Annotated in this window: 19 protein-coding genes; 10 read left to right on the top strand and 9 right to left on the bottom strand. The window is 57.2% G+C overall.

Annotated features, from left to right (window positions below; all coding sequences use genetic code 11):
* Positions 1-28: 28 nt before the first annotated feature.
* Both L3068_RS22840 and L3068_RS22835 read right to left on the bottom strand, forming a co-directional pair.
* Positions 29-352 carry an AzlD domain-containing protein gene (locus L3068_RS22840; protein WP_117582082.1) on the bottom strand — a complete coding sequence of 108 codons (324 nt, stop codon included), beginning with the start codon at positions 350-352 and terminating at the stop codon, positions 29-31.
* Positions 352-1,011, bottom strand: coding sequence for an AzlC family ABC transporter permease (locus L3068_RS22835; protein WP_014885731.1), 660 nt, complete (start codon positions 1,009-1,011; stop codon positions 352-354). The genes L3068_RS22840 and L3068_RS22835 overlap by 1 nt, the downstream gene beginning before the upstream one ends.
* A 104-nt stretch (positions 1,012-1,115) precedes the next feature.
* Here L3068_RS22835 and L3068_RS22830 point away from each other — a divergent pair, with 104 nt between their 5' ends.
* The 4 genes from L3068_RS22830 to L3068_RS22815 all read left to right on the top strand — a co-directional run bounded on the left by L3068_RS22830 (position 1,116) and on the right by L3068_RS22815 (position 6,226).
* Entirely contained in the window at positions 1,116-1,664 is a 549-nt protein-coding gene (locus tag L3068_RS22830) for a helix-turn-helix domain-containing protein (protein ID WP_014885730.1), read from the top strand.
* A 17-nt stretch (positions 1,665-1,681) separates the two neighbouring features.
* Positions 1,682-2,677: a LacI family DNA-binding transcriptional regulator gene (locus L3068_RS22825; RefSeq protein WP_014885729.1), complete on the top strand. Its 996-nt coding sequence runs from the start codon at positions 1,682-1,684 to the stop codon at positions 2,675-2,677.
* 103 nt (positions 2,678-2,780) lie between these two features.
* Entirely contained in the window at positions 2,781-4,904 is a 2,124-nt protein-coding gene (locus tag L3068_RS22820; RefSeq protein WP_117582080.1) for an alpha-galactosidase, read from the top strand.
* A gap of 44 nt (positions 4,905-4,948) precedes the next feature.
* On the top strand, positions 4,949-6,226 hold the full coding sequence (locus L3068_RS22815; protein WP_014885727.1) for an MFS transporter: 1,278 nt from the start codon (positions 4,949-4,951) through the stop codon (positions 6,224-6,226).
* Here the strand turns inward: L3068_RS22815 and rhaM are convergent.
* The 4 genes from rhaM to rhaB all read right to left on the bottom strand — a co-directional run bounded on the left by rhaM (position 6,214) and on the right by rhaB (position 10,185).
* The gene (gene rhaM, locus L3068_RS22810; RefSeq protein ID WP_117582078.1) at positions 6,214-6,528 is read right to left on the bottom strand and encodes an L-rhamnose mutarotase; all 315 of its coding nucleotides are present in this window, start codon (positions 6,526-6,528) and stop codon (positions 6,214-6,216) included. The two genes, L3068_RS22815 and rhaM, sit on opposite strands and share 13 nt — an antisense overlap.
* Before the next feature lie 27 nt (positions 6,529-6,555).
* On the bottom strand, positions 6,556-7,386 hold the full coding sequence (gene rhaD, locus L3068_RS22805) for a rhamnulose-1-phosphate aldolase (RefSeq protein ID WP_063944119.1): 831 nt from the start codon (positions 7,384-7,386) through the stop codon (positions 6,556-6,558).
* 73 nt (positions 7,387-7,459) lie between these two features.
* Positions 7,460-8,719 carry an L-rhamnose isomerase gene (rhaA, locus tag L3068_RS22800; RefSeq protein WP_117582076.1) on the bottom strand — a complete coding sequence of 420 codons (1,260 nt, stop codon included), beginning with the start codon at positions 8,717-8,719 and terminating at the stop codon, positions 7,460-7,462.
* Complete coding sequence (gene rhaB / locus L3068_RS22795) at positions 8,716-10,185, bottom strand: rhamnulokinase (protein ID WP_014885723.1); 1,470 nt, start codon at positions 10,183-10,185, stop codon at positions 8,716-8,718. Before rhaB ends, rhaA begins: the two co-directional genes overlap by 4 nt.
* A gap of 301 nt (positions 10,186-10,486) precedes the next feature.
* Between rhaB and rhaS the strand changes: the two genes are divergently transcribed.
* Together rhaS and rhaR are read left to right on the top strand one after the other, a co-directional pair.
* Positions 10,487-11,320 (top strand): HTH-type transcriptional activator RhaS, encoded by an 834-nt coding sequence (gene rhaS / locus L3068_RS22790; protein WP_023331610.1) that lies wholly within the window; start codon positions 10,487-10,489, stop codon positions 11,318-11,320.
* 72 nt (positions 11,321-11,392) lie between these two features.
* Positions 11,393-12,241, top strand: a complete 849-nt coding sequence (gene rhaR / locus L3068_RS22785; RefSeq protein WP_023336471.1) for an HTH-type transcriptional activator RhaR — start codon at positions 11,393-11,395, stop codon at positions 12,239-12,241.
* On the opposite strand, the gene rhaT is transcribed toward rhaR, so the two are convergent.
* The gene (gene rhaT / locus L3068_RS22780) at positions 12,242-13,276 is read right to left on the bottom strand and encodes an L-rhamnose/proton symporter RhaT (RefSeq protein WP_045268713.1); all 1,035 of its coding nucleotides are present in this window, start codon (positions 13,274-13,276) and stop codon (positions 12,242-12,244) included. It lies immediately after the preceding gene.
* 289 nt (positions 13,277-13,565) lie between these two features.
* Between rhaT and sodA the strand changes: the two genes are divergently transcribed.
* On the top strand, positions 13,566-14,186 hold the full coding sequence (sodA, locus tag L3068_RS22775) for a superoxide dismutase [Mn] (protein WP_004203668.1): 621 nt from the start codon (positions 13,566-13,568) through the stop codon (positions 14,184-14,186).
* Positions 14,187-14,257: 71 nt separating this feature from the next.
* Positions 14,258-14,932 carry a 6-hydroxyaminopurine reductase gene (gene yiiM / locus L3068_RS22770; RefSeq protein ID WP_045268702.1) on the top strand — a complete coding sequence of 225 codons (675 nt, stop codon included), beginning with the start codon at positions 14,258-14,260 and terminating at the stop codon, positions 14,930-14,932.
* A 53-nt stretch (positions 14,933-14,985) separates the two neighbouring features.
* Here yiiM and cpxA read toward each other — a convergent pair whose 3' ends face one another.
* Positions 14,986-16,359, bottom strand: coding sequence for an envelope stress sensor histidine kinase CpxA (cpxA, locus tag L3068_RS22765; RefSeq protein WP_014885717.1), 1,374 nt, complete (start codon positions 16,357-16,359; stop codon positions 14,986-14,988).
* Positions 16,356-17,054, bottom strand: a complete 699-nt coding sequence (gene cpxR / locus L3068_RS22760) for an envelope stress response regulator transcription factor CpxR (RefSeq protein ID WP_006179159.1) — start codon at positions 17,052-17,054, stop codon at positions 16,356-16,358. The genes cpxA and cpxR overlap by 4 nt, the downstream gene beginning before the upstream one ends.
* Before the next feature lie 150 nt (positions 17,055-17,204).
* Here cpxR and cpxP point away from each other — a divergent pair, with 150 nt between their 5' ends.
* Together cpxP and fieF are read left to right on the top strand one after the other, a co-directional pair.
* Positions 17,205-17,711: a cell-envelope stress modulator CpxP gene (cpxP, locus tag L3068_RS22755; RefSeq protein ID WP_047027628.1), complete on the top strand. Its 507-nt coding sequence runs from the start codon at positions 17,205-17,207 to the stop codon at positions 17,709-17,711.
* Positions 17,712-17,865: 154 nt separating this feature from the next.
* On the top strand, positions 17,866-18,759 hold the full coding sequence (gene fieF / locus L3068_RS22750; RefSeq protein ID WP_014885715.1) for a CDF family cation-efflux transporter FieF: 894 nt from the start codon (positions 17,866-17,868) through the stop codon (positions 18,757-18,759).
* The last annotated feature ends 33 nt before the right edge of the window (positions 18,760-18,792 follow it).

Here is an 18,792-nt window from a genome sequence, read left to right as displayed (position 1 = left end):
GTCGAAAGAGCGCCCCCGGGGCGCTTTTTTAGTTTATGCTCGCCACGCGCAGTAGCGCCGTCACTACTGCCGCCGCGATGATCACCACAATCAATGGCATTTTTCGCCACGCCAGAAATACCGCAAACGCCACGCCCAGCACGCGCGCCATCCCGGCGAAATGTTCCCCTTCATAAAATGTGGTCGCCAGCGCCACAGAAAACAGCAACACCGTTGCCGCATCTGACAGCAGCGCCTGAGATCGTTCAGAGAGTGCCAGTCGGTTGCCGAGTTTTGCTCCGCCGAGACGCATCAAATAGGTTCCCGCAGACAAAATGGCGATGCCGAGAATAAAAATCGTCATATTTTCCATTATTTCTTCCTCGCAGCGAGACCGAGTAAAGAGAGCAGCACCGGTAATCCCACCGGGGCAAACGGTACGGCAGCCAGGGATAGCACGGCACCGCTACAGGCGCGGATTAACGTGGTACGGTTTTTAAACGCGGGAACCACTAACGCCAGCAGAATGGCCGGAAAGACCGCATCCAGCCCGATGGTTTCCGGGGCCGGGAGCAGCTTACCGACCATGGCGCCCAGCAAGGCGCCCACCGGCCAGATAATTGCAACGCCTAAACCACATAACCAGTACGCCGCCTTACGCTGCTCGGGCGTTTTTTGCGACAGGCCAAACACCACGCTTTCGTCATTCATAATGTGGCAGCCCAACAGGCTCAGGCCGCGCTTGCCTACCAGTTCACGCACCGTCACGCCAAACGGCACATGGCGTGCGTTGACCAGCAAACCGGCTGCCGCCGCCGCCAGAGGGTTACCGCCGCTGGCCACAATGCCGATAAACATAAATTCCGATGCGCCCGCGAGGACGGTGAGCGAGAGAACAAACGGCACCCAAAGCGGGAAACCGTAGGCCATCGCCAGTGAGCCGTAAGACATCCCGACCACGCCGACCGCGAGGCAAACCAGGATGATTGCTTTTATCGTGTCGCCTTTAAGGCAGGAGAGATGATGCTTCATACAATTTTAGCCATATCGAACGTGTATCCATTATAATGAACGCAACAGAACTGTTTTTCAAGACGAACGATTCGTTCGATTTATAGAACAAAAAGGGCCGTTATATGACGCAGCCAATTAGCGTAATCGCCAAAAGCCTGGTGCGAGAACGCCTGCGAACCGGGCTTTCACTGGCGGAAATTGCCCGCCGTGCCGGGATCGCTAAATCCACGCTTTCCCAGCTGGAATCCGGCAACGGCAACCCCAGCCTGGAGACGCTGTGGTCGCTCTGCGTGGCGCTGGATATTCCCTTCGCCCGTTTGCTGGAGCCGCAGTTGCCGAGCACGCAGGTGATCCGCCGTGGTGAAGGAACGAAAGTGGTTGCCGGACAGGCAAACTATGAAGCCATACTGCTGGCTGCGTGCCCGCCAGGCGCGCGACGGGATGTCTATCTCCTGATGACCCAGCCGGGTGCAGACCGCATTTCTCAGCCGCATTCGCCTGGCTCGGTAGAACATATTATCGTCATGCAGGGAAGGGCTCTGGTCGGCCTGCTGGATGCGGCAGAAGAGCTCGCCGCCGGGGATTACATCTGTTACCCCGCCGACCAGCCGCACATTTTTAAGGCGCTGGAGCCAGACACGCATGCGTTGCTGGTGGCGGAACAAAATTAACGTAGATACGGAAAATCATGTCGCTTAAAGCCATTGCCAAAGAGCTGGGACTCTCCATTACGACCGTCAGCCGCGCCCTCAACGGCTATGACGACGTCTCTGCTGAGACGCGCGCGCGCGTGGAAGCCGAGGCTCAGCGCCGTGGTTACCGACCTAACACCTTCGCCCGCCGCCTGAAGATGGGCAAAATTGACGCGGTCGGGCTGGTGTTTCCCGTCCATCCTGTTCCGCTCAATAACAGTGTATTTATGGACATGGTCGGCGAAATTAGCCACGAACTGGCGCGACATGAGATCGACTTACTGCTCATTGCCGATGACGATCTGGCGGATAAGCACAGCTATATGCGCATGGTACAGAGCCGGCGCGTCGATGCGCTGATTGTGGCGCATACGCTGGATCGCGATCCGCGGCTTGAGCAGCTGCAGGCCGCCGGGTTCCCTTTCCTGGCGCTTGGGCGCAGCCAGCTGCCGCAGCCTTACGCGTGGTTTGATTTCGATAACTATGCCGGTACGTACAATGCTACCCGCTGGCTGATTGAGAAAGGCCATCAGCGTATTGCGCTGCTCGGCGAAAGCAATAATCAGGCATTTATCACCCAGCGCCGTCAGGGCTATCTGGACGCTCTGCGGGAAGCCGGGCTTTCCAGCGAATGGCTGCGCGCCATGCCGCCGTCGCGCCGCGTGGGATATGCCACCACGAAAGAACTGCTTGCCCTGCCGCAACCGCCCACGGCGATCATTACTGACTGCAACACCCACGGCGACGGGGCGGCGATGGCGCTCGAACAGCTGGGGCGTTTATCCGGCGACAACGCCGTGTCGCTGGTGGTCTACGACGGACTGCCGCAGGACAGTATCGTCGATACCGACGTGGCGTCGGTGATCCAGTCCACCCGTCAGGGTGTCGGAAAACAGATTGCCGACATGGTCCGCCGGCTAATTAACGGCGACGATATTGCGCAGCTTCAGGTGCTCTGGCAACCGGAATTCTCCCCCGGCCAGACGGCCTGAATATCTCCATTTTCTAAACCCGATCACAAATCCGAAACGTTTTGGTTTGTATCCGAAACGTTTCGGATCAAAACTCAAGGCATCCCATGACAGGAGATGTCTGATGCAAGATTCTATTTTACGACTTGAAAGCGCAACGGTAGATGTGGTGATAAAAACGCGCCCGTTCGCCGAAATTATTTACTGGGGGCCGCATCTTCAGCACTTTTTGCCGCAAAATGCTGAAACCCTTTCGCGGCCCGTTGCTAACGGCAGGCTGGATGTCGATTCTCCGGTTACGCTGATGGCTGAACTCGGGCATGGCCTGTTTGGCTCGCCGGGTATTGAGGGGCACCGACAGGGGCTGGACGGTTCCCCGGTATTCAGAACTACGCGGGTACAGCAGGAATTAAACACCCTGACGATTACCGCTGAAGATGACTATGCGGGCCTGCGTCTGACCAGCGAGCTGGCGCTGGACGACAGCGGCGTGCTGGTGGTTCGTCACGGTTTAACGAACCTGAAAGCACGTCCCTGGCAGGTTGACCGCTTTGCCGTCACGCTGCCGGTGGCCGAGCGCGCCCGGGAGGTGATGGCCTTCCACGGACGCTGGATCAGAGAGTTCCAGCCGCACCGCGTAAACCTTGAGCACGACAGCGTTGTGATTGAAAACCGCCGGGGTAAAACCTCCCACGAACACTTTCCTGCACTGATAGCCGGTACGCCATCGTTCAGCGAAATGCAGGGTGACGTCTGGGGCGTGCATCTGGGCTGGAGCGGGAACCATCGCCTGCGCGCGGAAGCGAAAACCGACGGTCGCCGTTATATTCAGGCCGAAGCGCTCTACCTGTCGGGGGAAATGGCGATAGAAGAGGGCGATACGCTCTGGACACCGCGCCTGTATGCCAGCTACTCCCCGCGGGGCCTGAACGGCATGAGCCAGTCTTTCCATCGCTACCTGCGCGACAACGTCATCCGCTTCCCGGAAAATAAACCGCGTCCGGTACACCTCAATACCTGGGAGGGGATCTACTTCAACCACGATCCGGATTACATCATGCGCATGGCCGACGAGGCCGCCACGCTGGGCGTGGAGCGCTTTATTATTGACGACGGCTGGTTCAAAGGCCGCAATGACGACCACGCCGCGCTGGGCGACTGGTATCTGGATGAGAAAAAATATCCGAATGGCCTGACGCCGGTGATTGACCACGTCAAACGGCTCGGCATGGAGTTTGGCATCTGGGTTGAGCCGGAGATGATCAACCCGGACTCCGATCTGTATCGCGCGCATCCTGACTGGGTGCTGGCGCTGCCGGGCTATGCCCAGGCGACCGGGCGTCATCAGCTGGTGCTCAACCTCAACATTCCGCAGGCTTTTGATTATCTTGTGGAACGCATGAGCTGGCTGCTGGGCGAGCATGCGATCGACTACGTGAAGTGGGACATGAACCGCGAGCTGGTGCAGCCGGGACACAACGGTAAAGCCGCCGCCGACGCCCAGACCCGTCAGTTTTACCGGCTGCTGGATGTGCTGGGCGAGCGCTTCCCGCATATTGAATTCGAATCCTGCTCTTCCGGCGGCGGGCGCATTGATTACGAAGTGCTGAGCCGGAGCCATCGCTTCTGGGCGTCCGACAACAACGACGCGCTGGAGCGCAGCACCATCCAGCGTGGCATGAGCTATTTTTTCCCGCCGGAGGTGATGGGGGCGCATATCGGTCATCATAAATGCCACGCCACCTTCCGCCAGCACAGCATTGAATTTCGCGGCCTGACGGCGCTGTTTGGCCATATGGGGCTGGAGCTGGATCCGCTCACCGTGGACGCGCAGGAGCGCGAGGGGTACCGACATTACGCCGCGCTGCACAAGCAGTGGCGAGAGGTGATCCACAACGGCACCCAATGGCGGATTGATATGCCGGACGCCACCACGCTGGCGCAGGGGATTGTGAGCGAAGACAAGGCGCAGGGGCTATTTATGGTCAGCCAGCTCGCGATGCCGGATTACAGCCTGATGATGCCGCTGCGCATGCCGGGGCTGGAGGCCAGCGCGCAGTACCGCGTCGCGCTGCTCGATCACCCGAATATTCAAATTACGGGCGAAGGCGGGCACACCATGCGCAAGCTGCCGGCGTGGATGGAAACACCGCAAACGGTGAGCGGTGAGTGGCTGATGCAGGCGGGCATTGCGCTGCCGATTCTCGATCCGGAAACCGCCATTCTGATTGGCGTGGAACGCGTGTAAAGGTGATGGGCCGGGAAACTGGCCCTCCGTTGAGGATAAAAATAATGAACACAACAACCTGTACCCACAAAGACAACCCAAATTTCTGGATCTTCGGGCTGTTCTTCTTTCTCTACTTCTTCATCATGGCCACCTGCTTTCCGTTCCTGCCGATCTGGCTGTCGGATATCATCGGCCTGAATAAAACCCATACCGGGATTGTTTTCTCCTGCATCTCGCTGTCGGCCATTGCGTTCCAGCCGGTGCTGGGGGTGATTTCGGACAAGCTGGGGCTGAAAAAACACCTGCTGTGGATAATCTCGGTGCTGTTATTCCTGTTCGCACCGTTCTTCCTGTACGTCTTCGCGCCCCTGCTGAAAACCAGTATCTGGCTGGGGGCGTTGAGCGGCGGGTTGTATATCGGTTTTGTCTTCTCGGCGGGATCGGGCGCAATCGAGGCCTACATCGAACGCGTGAGCCGCAACAGCTTCTTCGAATACGGCAAGGCGCGCATGTTCGGCTGTCTCGGCTGGGGGCTATGCGCGTCTACGGGCGGCATCCTGTTCGGCATCGATCCGTCGTATGTATTCTGGATGGGATCAGGGGCCGCATTGCTGTTGATGCTGCTGCTGGTGGTCGCGAAGCCGAAGCCCAACCAGACGGCGCAGGTGATGAACGCCCTGGGAGCCAACCAGCCGCAGATCACTGCCAGAACCGTCTTTAAGCTGTTCCGCCAGCGCAGAATGTGGATGTTCATTCTGTACGTGATTGGCGTTGCCTGCGTGTATGACGTTTTCGATCAGCAGTTTGCCACCTTCTTTAAAACCTTCTTCGCCACGCCGCAGGAAGGCACTCGCGCCTTTGGCTTTGCCACCACGGCGGGGGAAATCTGTAACGCCATCATCATGTTCTGCTCGCCGTGGATCATTAACCGTATCGGCGCGAAAAATACGCTGCTGATCGCCGGGGTGATAATGGCGACGCGTATTATCGGCTCGTCGTTCGCTACCACTGCCGTGGAGGTGATTGCCCTGAAGATGCTGCACGCGCTGGAAGTCCCGTTCCTGCTGGTGGGCGCCTTTAAGTACATCACCGGGGTGTTTGATACCCGACTGTCGGCGACTATCTATCTGATCGGCTTCCAGTTTGCCAAACAGTCGGCGGCGATTTTCCTTTCTGCCTTTGCCGGAAATATGTATGACCGGATCGGTTTCCAGGAGACGTATTTGATGCTGGGCTGTTTCGTGCTGGCAATTACGGTGGTGTCGGCGTTTACGTTGAGCAGCAGGCAGGAGATTGCTGCCGCCTCGGGGGCAGCAGCGTTAACACATCAGTCCAGGTAAAACACTTCGGTAAGCTCCGTACTCACCGGGCTGTTATCCGGGTTTGACGGCATAACGTCGCCCATATGTTCCCACCAGCGCTGGCAGACGTCGGTATTCGCTACCGCGCGCCAGCGCTCCTCCGATTCAATCTCCACGGTCGCAAACAGCAGGTTGCGTGATTTGTCGAGATAAATGGCGTAGCGGTGCGCGCCGTGGTCTTTCAGCACCGCTTCAAGCTCGGGCCATATGGGGTTATGGCGACGCACATACTCCTCGTGCGCGTCCGGGTTTACCTGCATCACAAACGCTTTGCGGATCATCATGCCTCCAGTCGCTTTCGCGGACGGCTATGGGTACAAATCCAGTGCCGACTGCATCGGCGTAACGCCAAAGCGTTTACCGAGTGCAATCAGCTCTTCCCGGGTAATGGTCTGCTTCATACCGCCCATGGAATAGACCTTCACCAGCACTTCAGCTGATTTTTCAGCGGTATCGATCAGGCCGAAAGTTTCATCCAGCGTCGGGCCGCTGCCGAAAACGCCGTGGAACGGCCACAGCACCAGAGAATGCTTTTGCATCTCTTTGGCGGTTGCCTGGCCGATCTCGTCGGTACCGGGCACCATCCACGGCAGAATGCCGACGCCGTCCGGGAAGACCACCAGGCACTCGGTGCTGCCTTCCCACAGCTTGCGGGTGATGAGATCGGCGTTGTTTTCCACCACGTAGGTCAGGGCAATCAGATTGGTGGCGTGGCAGTGCATGATGACGCGGTCTTTACCGTGGGTCGCCTTGATGCGCTGGCAGTGCGAGAGGAAGTGCGCTGGCAGTTCAGAGGTGGGCACTGCCTCGTCCGTGAGCCCCCAAAGAATGTGGTAGCCCGCGCCGTCGCTGTCCACCCTCACGACGCCGAGATTGGCCTGCGGGTCGAGCTGGACGTTGCGAAAGAACTTGCCGGATCCGGTGACGATAAACGGCGTGTTAGCGAGCAGCGGCATCGGCTGGCTCAGGGCGATATAGCGCGGTTTTTGATGGAAATCAGCGGCGTACGGCTCGATGTCGGCATCGTCCAGGCGCAGCGTCAGGTTGCCGCCGTTACGCTCATCCCACCCTTTCAACCAGGCGTCAGAGGTGGCTTTAATCATGCCCTGGACGAACCAGGAATGGGTGATGGTCTGCATACTGTGGTTCCTTTGAAAATGCCGGGTGGCGCTATGCTTACCCGGCCTACTTATACTGCGGGGGAGGGTTGAATCACCCGCGTGTGCTCAACACGTCTTTCTCATACGCCCGCACGTTCTCCAGCCACTGGCTGCCTGTTGGTACGTCGTTGCGCTGACAGTACATTTCCCACACGGCCTGCCACGGCAGCGATTTCTGCTCTTCCAGCAGCGCCAGGCGGGCCGTGTAGTCACCTCCCTGCTCCAGCTGTTTCAGTGCTTCAGTGGGCTCCAGCAGGGCACGAAGCAGCGCTTTCTTCATGTTGCGGGTGCCGATAACCCACGCCGCGATGCGGTTGATGGAGGCGTCAAAGAAGTCGAGGCCAATATGGACGCGGTCGAACAGGTCGTGGCGAACGATCTCGCTGGCAATGGCCTGCGTTTCGTCATCCAGCAACACCACATGGTCGCTGTCCCAGCGCACCGGACGGCTGACGTGCAGCAGCAGGCGCGGCACGTAGAGCATGGCGGCAGAAATTTTGTCGGAGATGACCTCCGTCGGGTGGAAGTGCCCGGCATCCAGACACAGGGCAGTCTGGCGGCTGGTGGCGTAACCCATATAGAACTCGTTCGAGCCGACGGTATAACTCTCCGCGCCAATGCCGAACAGCTTGCTCTCCACGGCATCAATATGGTGCGCCGGGTTAAGCTTCTCGCTAATGGCTTCATCCAGTGCAGCCAGCAGGCGCTGGCGCGGGGCGAGGCGGTCAATGGTGACGTCCTTCATGCCGTCCGGGATCCAGATATTCATCACCGACGGGGTGCCAAGCTGTTCACCAAACCAGGCTGAAACGCGGCGGCAGGCCTTCACGTGGTCGATCCAGAACTGACGGATCTCGTGACTGGCATGGGCGAGGGTAAAGCCGTCAGCGCTGAGCGGGTGCGAGAAGCAGGACGGGTTGAAGTCCAGACCCAGACCGTTGGCTTTTGCCCACGCCACCCAGTTTTTAAAGTGTTTCGGCTGGATTTCATTACGCGCGACCGGCTCGTCGGATTCCAGATAAATCGCGTGCAGGTTCAGGCGCTTCGGACCGGGTATCAGGCTGAGCGCCAGCGTCAGATCGGCGCGCAGTTCGGTCGCGTTGCGCGCTTTCCCGGGATAGTTACCGGTTGCCTGAATACCCCCCGTCAGGGAACCGCCTGGGTTTTCGAAGCCGGCGACGTCATCGCCCTGCCAGCAATGCATGGAGACCGGCAGACGGTCGAGCTGACGCAGTGCCGCTTCGACATCCACGCCGACGGCGGCGAAACGCTGTTTAGCCAGGTTCCAGGCTTGTTCAAGTTGAGTGGTCATGCGCAAAGCTCCTTAGTCAGTCGGTTTTGCTGAAACTGCGCCCGGTAGCGGGCAATTTCATGGCAGGGATCGGGAAGGAACGTGGTCAGGCTGCCGCTGGCGGTGACTACCGAGCGGAAATCGTCCACGCTGGCCAGTTCGTCAAGGGTCATCAGCTGAATGCCGATATTGCCGAGCGTGGAGGCCTCGACCGGGCCCGCCACTACGGTGATGCCGCAGGCATCGGCACAAAGCTGGTTTAACAGCGCGTTCTGGCAACCGCCGCCAACAATATGCAGCGTGTCGAACGGTCTGCCGCGAAGGCTGGCCAGCTCGCTCAGCACATCCGCATAAAGCAGGGCAAGGCTGTCAAAAATACAGCGCGCCAGTTCGGCCGGGCTTGATGGTACAGGCTGTCCGGCCTCGCGGCAGGCGGCCTGGATCTCGGTGCTCATGTGCGCCGGATTGATAAAGCGATCGTCATTGGGATGAATCAGGAACGTACAGGCTTTGCGCTTTTCGGTGTCGGCGATAAGCCCGGGCAGATCGGTAATTTTCTGCTCCTTAAGCACCCGCTGGAGCAGCCACAACCCCATAATGTTCTTTAACACCCGATAGCGCCCTTCGGCCCCGCCTTCGTTGGTGATATTTGCGGCCATTGCCTCCTCGCTGACGTAAGGCGTTTTGCTTTCAAAGCCCATCAGCGACCAGGTGCCGGAAGAGAGATAGGCGGCATCTTTACCGCAAAGCGGCGAGGCAATAACCGCGCTGGCGGTATCGTGGCTCGCCACGGCAACGACCGGGATCGCATTCCCCTGCGGGCACACCCACTGGCCGATGACGTTGCCGGGATGGGTCGGCGTACCGAACCACGCCGGGGATGCGCCCGTCCAGGCCAGCAGGTGCTCATCCCAGTTATCCGAGTTGATGTTGACCAGCTGGGTGGTGGTGGCGTTGGTATATTCCCAGTTCATGTTGCCGGTCAGGCGATAGCTCAGATAGTCCGGGATCAGCAGCACATGGGCAACGTCTGCTGCCAGCCCTGGCTGCTGCTCGACCAGCGCGCGCAGCTGATACAGCGTGTTAAACGGCAGAAACTGTATGCCGCTGCGCCCGTAGATATCATCCTTACCGAGCCGGGCGATGGCGTGCGCCATCAGGCCATCCGTGCGGCTGTCGCGGTAGGAGACGGGCAGGCCAACGCGAGCGCCGCTGCTGTCCAGCAAGACATAATCGACGCCCCAGGTATCTATGCCGATGCTGTCGATGAGGATCCCGCTATCGCAGACTTTTTTGAGCCCTGTACGGATCTCCGTCTCAAGTTCATCAATGTTCCAGGTATCAAAGCCGTCCTGTTTTTGCAGGCAGTTCGCAAAACGATGCATCTCGCGAAGGGAAAGGGTGTGCTGGTCGCAGTCCCAGGTGGCGAGCATTACACGGCCGCTGGATGCGCCTAAATCCACAGCGACACAATGGCGAAAGGTCATGGTCGGATCCTTCTTGAAATCATTAGCGCTGAGTGTAAAAAAGGGGCGAAAAGACCACCTTCTCGCCACTGACAGTCCGCAACCCGTGCTGGCAAGAAAGCAAAGATGAACGTGAGGGGGTTCACACTTTTCCGCGAAGGCGCGCCGTTCAGCCACTGTGACGTTGACCGCAATTCCGGATCTTTCCCGCTTATTCTTGAAAAACAGGCAGGTTTTGCGGCGTTTGCTGTCGAAAATTTAAGGTGAGGGTGAGAGGCCTTATTTACTATTTTGAGAACATTTCTCATTGGTGGGGGGCGTTATGACCATACTGCACAGCGTGGACTTTTTTCCGGCGGGTGGCTCGCCTGTAGCGATAGAGCCGCGGCTGCCGCAGGCGGCTTTCCCGGAGCATCATCATGATTTTCATGAAATCGTGATTGTTGAGCATGGCACGGGCATCCATGTCTTTAACGGTCAGCCCTACACCATCAGCGGCGGCACAGTCTGCTTTGTGCGCGACCACGATCGGCATCTGTATGAGCATACCGACAACCTGTGCCTGACGAACGTGCTCTATCGATCCCCGGACGCATTCCAGTTTCTCGCAGGGCTTCATCAGCTACTGCCGCAGGAGAAGGAAGGACATTATCCGTCGCACTGGCGCGTGAATCAGGCCACGCTGCAGCAGGTTCGCCAGATTTTGCTTCAGATGGAGCAGAGTCAGGACGGACAGGAGATGCATGCGCTCGCCACGCGCGAGATGTTGTTTATGCAGCTGCTGGTGGCGTTGCGCCGCAGTAACCCGGTGGAGGGGGAGAGCAGCGAAGCCCGCCTGAACCAGCTGATGGCCTGGCTGGAGGAACATTTTGCCGAGGATATCTGCTGGGAAATGCTGGCGAGTCATTTTTCACTCTCACTGCGCACCCTGCACCGCCAGCTTAAGCAGCGAACCGGGCAGACGCCCCAGCGTTACCTTAACCGACTGCGGCTGATAAAGGCGCGCCACCTGCTGCGCCACAGTGATGAAAGCGTCACGGATATCGCTTATCGCTGCGGTTTCGGCGACAGTAACCACTTTTCGACGCTGTTTCGTCGGGAGTTCAGCTGGTCTCCGCGTGATATTCGCCAGGGGAGGGACACATCACTACAGTAACGCGAGCCCAGTCAACGTTTTGCTGCCGTAAAGCGGGTAATAATGTCAGGTTTTCGCCGTTGAGGTGGTGATGTGGCCGCACCGTTAATTCTTCGCAAAGATGACTTTTTTGCCTCCGCTGAACAAGCTGTTGCGGTGGCGGATCGCTATCCGCAAAACGTCTTTGCTGAACACACGCACGAATTTTATGAGCTGGTGCTGGTGTGGCGCGGCAACGGTCTGCACATTCTCAACGATCGGCCTTACCGCATTACCCGGGGGGATCTGTTTTACATTCGTGCCGAAGATAAACACGCCTACGCCTCGGTGAATGACCTGGTTTTACAGAACGTTATCTACTGCCCCGATCGGCTCAGCCTTAACGTTGACTGGGCAGCATGCATTCCCGGCTTCAACGGTGCGAAAGGCTCGCCGCACTGGCGTTTAAGCAGCAGCGGCATGACTGCCATCCGTCAGGCCATTTCCCTCCTTGAACAGGAGAGCTATAAAACCGATCCGCTGGCTAACCCGATGGCGGAGATCCTCTTCGCACAGCTGGTGATGATGCTTAAACGGCATCGCTACGAGACGGATAACCCCTCCGCCACGCAGCAGGAGACCCTGCTCGATAAGCTGATTGCCACGCTGGCGGCCAGCCTGAATAAAAGCTTTGTTCTGGAAAAGTTCTGCGAGCAGGAGCAGTGCAGCGAACGTGCCCTGCGTCAGCAGTTCCGTACCCAGACTGGCATGACGGTAAATCACTATTTGCGCCAGCTGCGCATTTGCCACGCCCAGTATTTGCTCCAGCATACAGAGTTCATGGTCAGTGACGTGGCAATGCGCTGCGGCTTTGAGGACAGTAACTACTTTTCGGTGGTCTTTAATCGCGAGGTAGGGATGACGCCGGTGCAATGGCGTCATCACAGTCGCAGGGCGGCGTAATCAGTTCGCCATACCGAGGCCGACAATGTTGGCCGCAATGATAATCACCACGCAGCCCAGGCTCAGAACGCCCACCGGTCGGCGTCCGGCATTGTTCCACTCCCTCAAGATGAGACCCACCATTCCGCCGCACAGCACGTAGAAGCTCATGTGCAGCATCCAGCTCATATAGTCATATTGTGCCGGGATGCTGGCGTGTCCCCAGGCGTAGAAAAAGAATTGCAGGTACCACATCAGTCCGCCGAGCGCCGAAAGCAGTACGTTGGTGATGATGACCCGTTTTGCCAGTGAGAAGTCGGCTTTTAGCGACAAACTCTCAACTTTTGCCAGACGAATTACGCAATAGCCGAGGTTAACCAGTGCGCCGCCGCCCATGATCACCACGTAGCTGGGCAGCGCCACGTACAGCGGGTCGACGCCCAGCGCGGCGGCCGCCTCGTGCATCGGTTTGGCGGCGTTCATGGCAAACGACATTCCGGCGGAGAAGATGCCGCACATTACCGCCAGCAGCAGACCCTTTTTCAGGTTAAAGTCCTCGGCTTTAATGCCCATCTTGCGCTCTTTCAACTGGCCCGCGCGGGTCACTATTCCGACGCCAATAACCGCTACCAGCACGCCCAGCAGCGTCATTCTGCCGCCTTCGGTATTCAGTAACACGTCGAGGTTACCGTTGAGGATGGGCGTCATCAGAGTGCCGACAATCAACGTGATGCCAATCGCGATGCCGATCCCCATCGACATGCCGAGATAGCGCATGGTGAGGCCATAGTTAATATTGCCGATGCCCCACATGGCACCAAACAGAAACACTGGCAGCAGAGTGGAGGCGTTAAAAGAGGAGAAGTAGCCCCAGAAATCCGGGAGTAGCATGGCGCTGATGGCCCAGGGAAGCAGGATCCAGGAGACCACACCGCCAACCGACCACATGGTTTCCCATGACCACTGCCTGACTTTTTTAAACGGAGCATAGAAGCAGGCTGCACTGGCCGCACCTATCAAATGCCAGAAAATACCCATCGTAATCGCATGATTCATGTTTACGTCCTCATCGTTTTTATCGGTCAATGGCATCCCACCGACCCGATGAGTGTAAAAATTAAGCAGAACGACCACCTTCGGGAGGCTGCCGCACTTTGGTTTTAAATGGCAATCAACGCGTTAAGCGCGTGAGCAGATTCACATTTTCACGCTTCATCAGAAAAGGAATGACCTTACAAAAACTACGGCATTGATAATCATTTTCAATATCATTTAATTAACTATAATGAACCAACTGCTTACGCGGCATTAACAGCTGTGCCGCCCGACAATAATGGAGAGGATTATGAGTTATACACTGCCATCCCTGCCGTATGCCTACGACGCACTGGAACCGCATTTCGACAAGCAGACGATGGAAATCCATCACACTAAACACCACCAGACCTATGTGAACAACGCGAATGCTGCGCTGGAAAGCCTGCCAGAGTTCGCTAACCTGTCTGCTGAAGAACTGATCACTAAACTTGACCAGCTGCCAGCGGACAAGAAAACCGTTCTGCGTAACAACGCGGGCGGCCACGCTAACCACAGCCTGTTCTGGAAAGGCCTGAAAACCGGTACCACCCTGCAGGGCGACCTGAAAGCGGCTATCGAGCGCGACTTCGGCTCCGTTGACAACTTCAAAGCGGAATTCGAAAAAGCCGCTGCAACCCGTTTCGGCTCTGGCTGGGCGTGGCTGGTTCTGAAAGGTGACAAACTGGCGGTGGTTTCCACTGCTAACCAGGACTCCCCGCTGATGGGTGAAGCGATCTCTGGCGCATCCGGCTTCCCGATCCTGGGTCTGGACGTGTGGGAACACGCTTACTACCTGAAGTTCCAGAACCGTCGCCCTGACTACATCAAAGCGTTCTGGGATGTGGTGAACTGGGACGAAGCAGCAGCGCGTTTCGCCGCTAAAAAATAAGGTTGCATTGACGCCTGTGAGAAGCGAGTCTGATGACTCGCTTTTTTTGTATCTGCGTAATGGAGGCAGCGATGCATTACCCGGTGAATGTGTTTACAGGCAAGGTAAGGGAGTACGACGGCAGCCGCCCGAGCGCCATCGCGAAAGTGCAGGTTGACGGTGAACTGACCTTAACCGACCTTGGGCTGGCAGGCGATGAGCAGGCCGAAAAGAAAATCCACGGCGGGCCGGATCGCGCGCTGTGTCACTATCCTCGCGAGCACTATCAGCACTGGAAAACCGAATTTCCTAACCAGGCGGACCTCTTCGTTGCGCCTGCATTTGGTGAGAATCTCTCGACGGAAGGGCTGACGGAAAAGAACGTGTTTATCGGCGATATTTATCGCTGGGGCGACGCCCTGATTCAGGTGACGCAGCCTCGCTCGCCGTGCTTCAAGCTCAACTACCACTTCGGCATTCAGGATATGTCGGCCCAGCTGCAAAGCGCGGGTAAAACCGGCTGGCTGTACCGTGTGGTGCTGGCCGGGCAGGTTTCGGCGGATGCGCCGCTTGAGCTGGTTTCGCGCCTGAGCGACGTGTCGGTGTATGACGCCTGCGCCATCGCCTGGCATATGCCGTTTGATGATGAACAATATCATCGGTTGCTGTCTGCGGCGGGGTTATCGACCAGCTGGACCAGAACGATGCAGAAGCGGCGGTTAAGCAACAAGATCGAAGATAATTCGCGGAGATTGTGGGGAAAATAGTGCTCCGCAGAAAGTAGGCCGGGTAAGGCGAAGCCGCCACCCGGCACATACCGTTACGAACGCTTATACAACGGCAGCCACAGCGTTAACCGCAACCCGCCCAGCGGGCTGTCGTCAGCTTTCACCCAGCCGCGATGCTGTTGCATGGCGGTTTCAACAATGGCCAGACCCAAACCTGTACCGCCGGATTCACGGTCGCGCGCTTCGTCAGTACGGTAGAACGGACGGAAAATCTGCTCCCGATCTTCAGGGCTGACGCCAGGACCGTCGTCATCCACGATAACGGTGATCCCGTCTTTATCTACCGAGAACGCCACCTCAATCTTGGTATGCGAGTAGCGCAGAGCATTACGCACAATATTCTCCAGCGCGCTTTCCAGCGTGTTGGGGTTGCCGTACAGCGGCCATGGACCCGGCGGGAAGTTGACGGTGAACGATTTGCCCATCTGTTCCGCTTCGAACGCCGCGTTGTCCAGCACCTCATGCCACAGGTGATTGGCTTTCACTGTTTCGCTGACCAGCGCGTTTTTCTGCTGGTTGCGTGACATCACCAGCAGGTCATTAATCATGCTGTCCAGGCGGTGAGCTTCCGTTTCAATACGTTCCAGCTCTTTACTTTCCCCACTGCGGCGGCGCAACAGCGCGGTGCCAAGCTGCAAACGCGTAAGCGGGGTGCGCAGCTCGTGCGAGATGTCCGATAGCAGACGCTGCTGTGCGGTCATCATCCGATCGAGGGCGCTGACCATCTGGTTAAAACTGGTCCCGGCGGCAAGGAATTCCTGTGGCCCCGCTTCCAGCTCAGGGTGTTGTCGCAGGTTACCCTGCGCCACTTCATCGGCGGCGTTTTTCAGCTTACGTGCGGGTTTTGCCAGACTCCACGCCAGCCATAACAGCAGCGGCGAGCTGACCAGCATGGTAACAATCAGCAGCAGGAGCGGACGGTCAAACAGCAGGTTGATGAAATCGGACTGGGAACTGCTCGCAGGGCGAATCAAATAGAGCTGGTAATTGTCTTCCCCATCCCGTACCGAGAAAGGACCGACCATCTCTACCCGACCATATTTCTTTTTCTGTGGGTGATCGGCATTATCCGCTTGGCCAATAAAGTTACGGATAATCTGCATTTCATTGCGATCGGCCCCAATGACGCGGCCTTCGCTGGTGACCAGCAAAAGGCGTTGCCCGGGCGGCGCCCACTTGTCGATAGCGCGAAACAGCCTGCGCCACCACATCAAATCGTTCGGCGGATCGTTTGCCAGCTCCGCTTCAACATGCTGCTCGATCATCACGCCCTGACGTTGCTCGCTGTCAAGAAGCTCCGTCATCTGGCGTGAGTCGAGTTTTGGCAACATCAACACGAGCATTAAAACCAGGGCCAGCGTCAGCCAGAAGATGGCAAAGATGCGGGCGGTTAAGCTGCCTATCATGAAGCGGAAACCATCAGATAGCCACGACCACGCAGGGTTTTAAACCATGGGTGACCGTCTTTACGCTCCGGCAGCTTGCGGCGCAGGTTAGAGATGTGCATGTCGATGGCGCGGTCAAACGGGGTAAGACGTTTGCCCAGCACTTCCTGACTCAGGTGTTCACGCGATACCACCTGGCCGAGGTGCTGCGCCAGCAGATAAAGCAGGGTGAACTCTGTGCCGGTCAACTCCAGGGTCTGACCGTCGAAGCTCGCTTCCTGACGACCTGGGTTCAGGCTCAGGGAGTCCACTTCCAGCGTGGGTGAGCTGTTGTCGGTATTCTGCTGCTGCTCGCTCCAGTGGGAACGGCGCAGGATAGCGCGAATACGGGCCACCAGTTCACGATCGTTGAACGGTTTCGGTAAATAGTCATCCGCACCCAGCTCAAGGCCGAGAACGCGGTCAAGTTCGCTGCCGCGGGCGGTCAGCATGATAACGGGGGTCTGGTGTGTCTGGCGAAGCTCTTTCAGCGTATCAATACCGTTTTTCTTCGGCATCATGACGTCGAGCAAAAGTAAATCGATGCTGTCGTCAAGGAGACTCAGCGCCTGCTCGCCATCATGGGCAACCAGGACGTTGAAACCTTCCATGTCGAGCAACTCCTTTAAAAGGGATGTGAGCTCTCGGTCATCATCAACTAACAGGATTTTATTCATTGTTTAAATACCTCCGAGGCAGAAATTACGACATCAAGGCTATCTAATCCATGACTTTACGTTGTTTTACACCCCCTGACGCATGTTTGCAGCCTGAATCGTAGACTGTCTCTCGTTGAATCGCGACACGAAAGATTTTGGGAGCAAGTGATGCGCAAAGTTACCGCTGCCGTCATGGCCTCAACGCTGGCGTTCAGTGCGTTTAGCCAGGCCGCTGTAGCTATCAACGGCGATACCGGTCCCTCACCAGAGGGTGCAACGCAGCTCAGTAGCCAAAGCCATATGTTTGACGGCATAAGTTTAACCGAACATCAGCGTCAACAGATGCGAGATCTGATGCAGAGGGCACGACACGACCAGCCCCCTGTTAATGTTAGCGAAATGGAGACAATGCATCGCCTTGTCACCGCAGAAAATTTTGACGAAAGCGCTGTACGCGCTCAGGCCGAAAAAATGGCAGAGGAACAGGTTGCCCGCCAGGTAGAGATGGCGAAGGTCCGTAACCAGATGTTCCACCTGCTAACGCCCGAGCAGCAAGCGGTTTTGAACACCCGACATCAGCAACGAATGGACCAGTTGCGTGAGGTTGCACGGATGCAGCGAAGCCTGGATGCGACGCTTTTCAGTAGCAATAGCAGTACCCGTAGTAACCAGTAAACCCTGTTTTCCTTGCCATAGACACCATCCCTGTCTTCCCCCACATGATGTGGGGGTTTTTTTTGCCCCCGCATTCTGATTTGTTAACCGTTTATTCATCCTCCGTCCCCCTATGCTTCCGTTATACTAGCGGCAAGACATGACAGGAGCGTTTATGAATCAATCCTATGGAAGGCTGGTAAGCCGGGCCGCTATTGCGGCAACCGTTGTGGCGTCTGGCCTGTTACTGATTAAAATCTTTGCCTGGTGGTATACCGGTTCGGTCAGTATTCTGGCGGCGCTGGTGGATTCGCTAATGGATATTGCCGCCTCGCTGACCAACCTGCTGGTGGTGCGCTATTCACTGCAGCCCGCGGATGAAGAGCACACGTTTGGGCACGGTAAAGCGGAGTCGCTGGCCGCGCTGGCGCAAAGCATGTTTATTTCCGGTTCTGCACTGTTCCTGTTTTTGACCGGCATTCAGCATCTCGTCTCGCCGACACCGATGAACGATCCCGGCGTGGGCGTAGTGGTGACGGTCGTTGCACTTATAAGCACACTTGTTCTGGTAACGTTCCAGCGCTGGGTGGTTCGCAAAACGCAAAGCCAGGCAGTACGGGCGGATATGCTTCATTATCAATCTGATGTTATGATGAATGGGGCAATTCTTATTGCGCTGGGCCTGGCCTGGTATGGCTGGCACCGGGCCGATGCGCTATTTGCGTTAGGTATCGGCATCTATATTTTGTATAGCGCCTTACGGATGGGGTATGACGCGGTGCAATCGTTGCTTGACCGAGCCCTTCCGGACGCAGAACGCAATGAAATTTTTTCTCTTGTGACCTCCTGGCCTGGCGTCAGCGGTGCACACGATCTTCGAACGCGGCAGTCAGGGCCGACCCGCTTTATTCAGATTCATATTGAAATGGAAGACAACCTGCCACTGGTACAGGCTCACGTAATTGCTGAGCAGGTCGAGCAGGCAATTTTGCAGCGTTTTCCTGGTTCAGACGTCATTATTCACCAGGATCCCTGCTCGGTTGTACCCGGACACGTGGGGCTTTCGTAATTGGTTGTAAAAAAGTGAGCCAGGCCAGCATTT

This window comes from Enterobacter cloacae complex sp. ECL414 (assembly GCF_021869685.1).
GTDB classification, from domain to species: domain Bacteria; phylum Pseudomonadota; class Gammaproteobacteria; order Enterobacterales; family Enterobacteriaceae; genus Enterobacter; species Enterobacter kobei.
The sequence above is the reverse complement of the archived record's forward strand: the minus strand, read 5'-3'. Positions and strand labels throughout refer to the sequence as shown.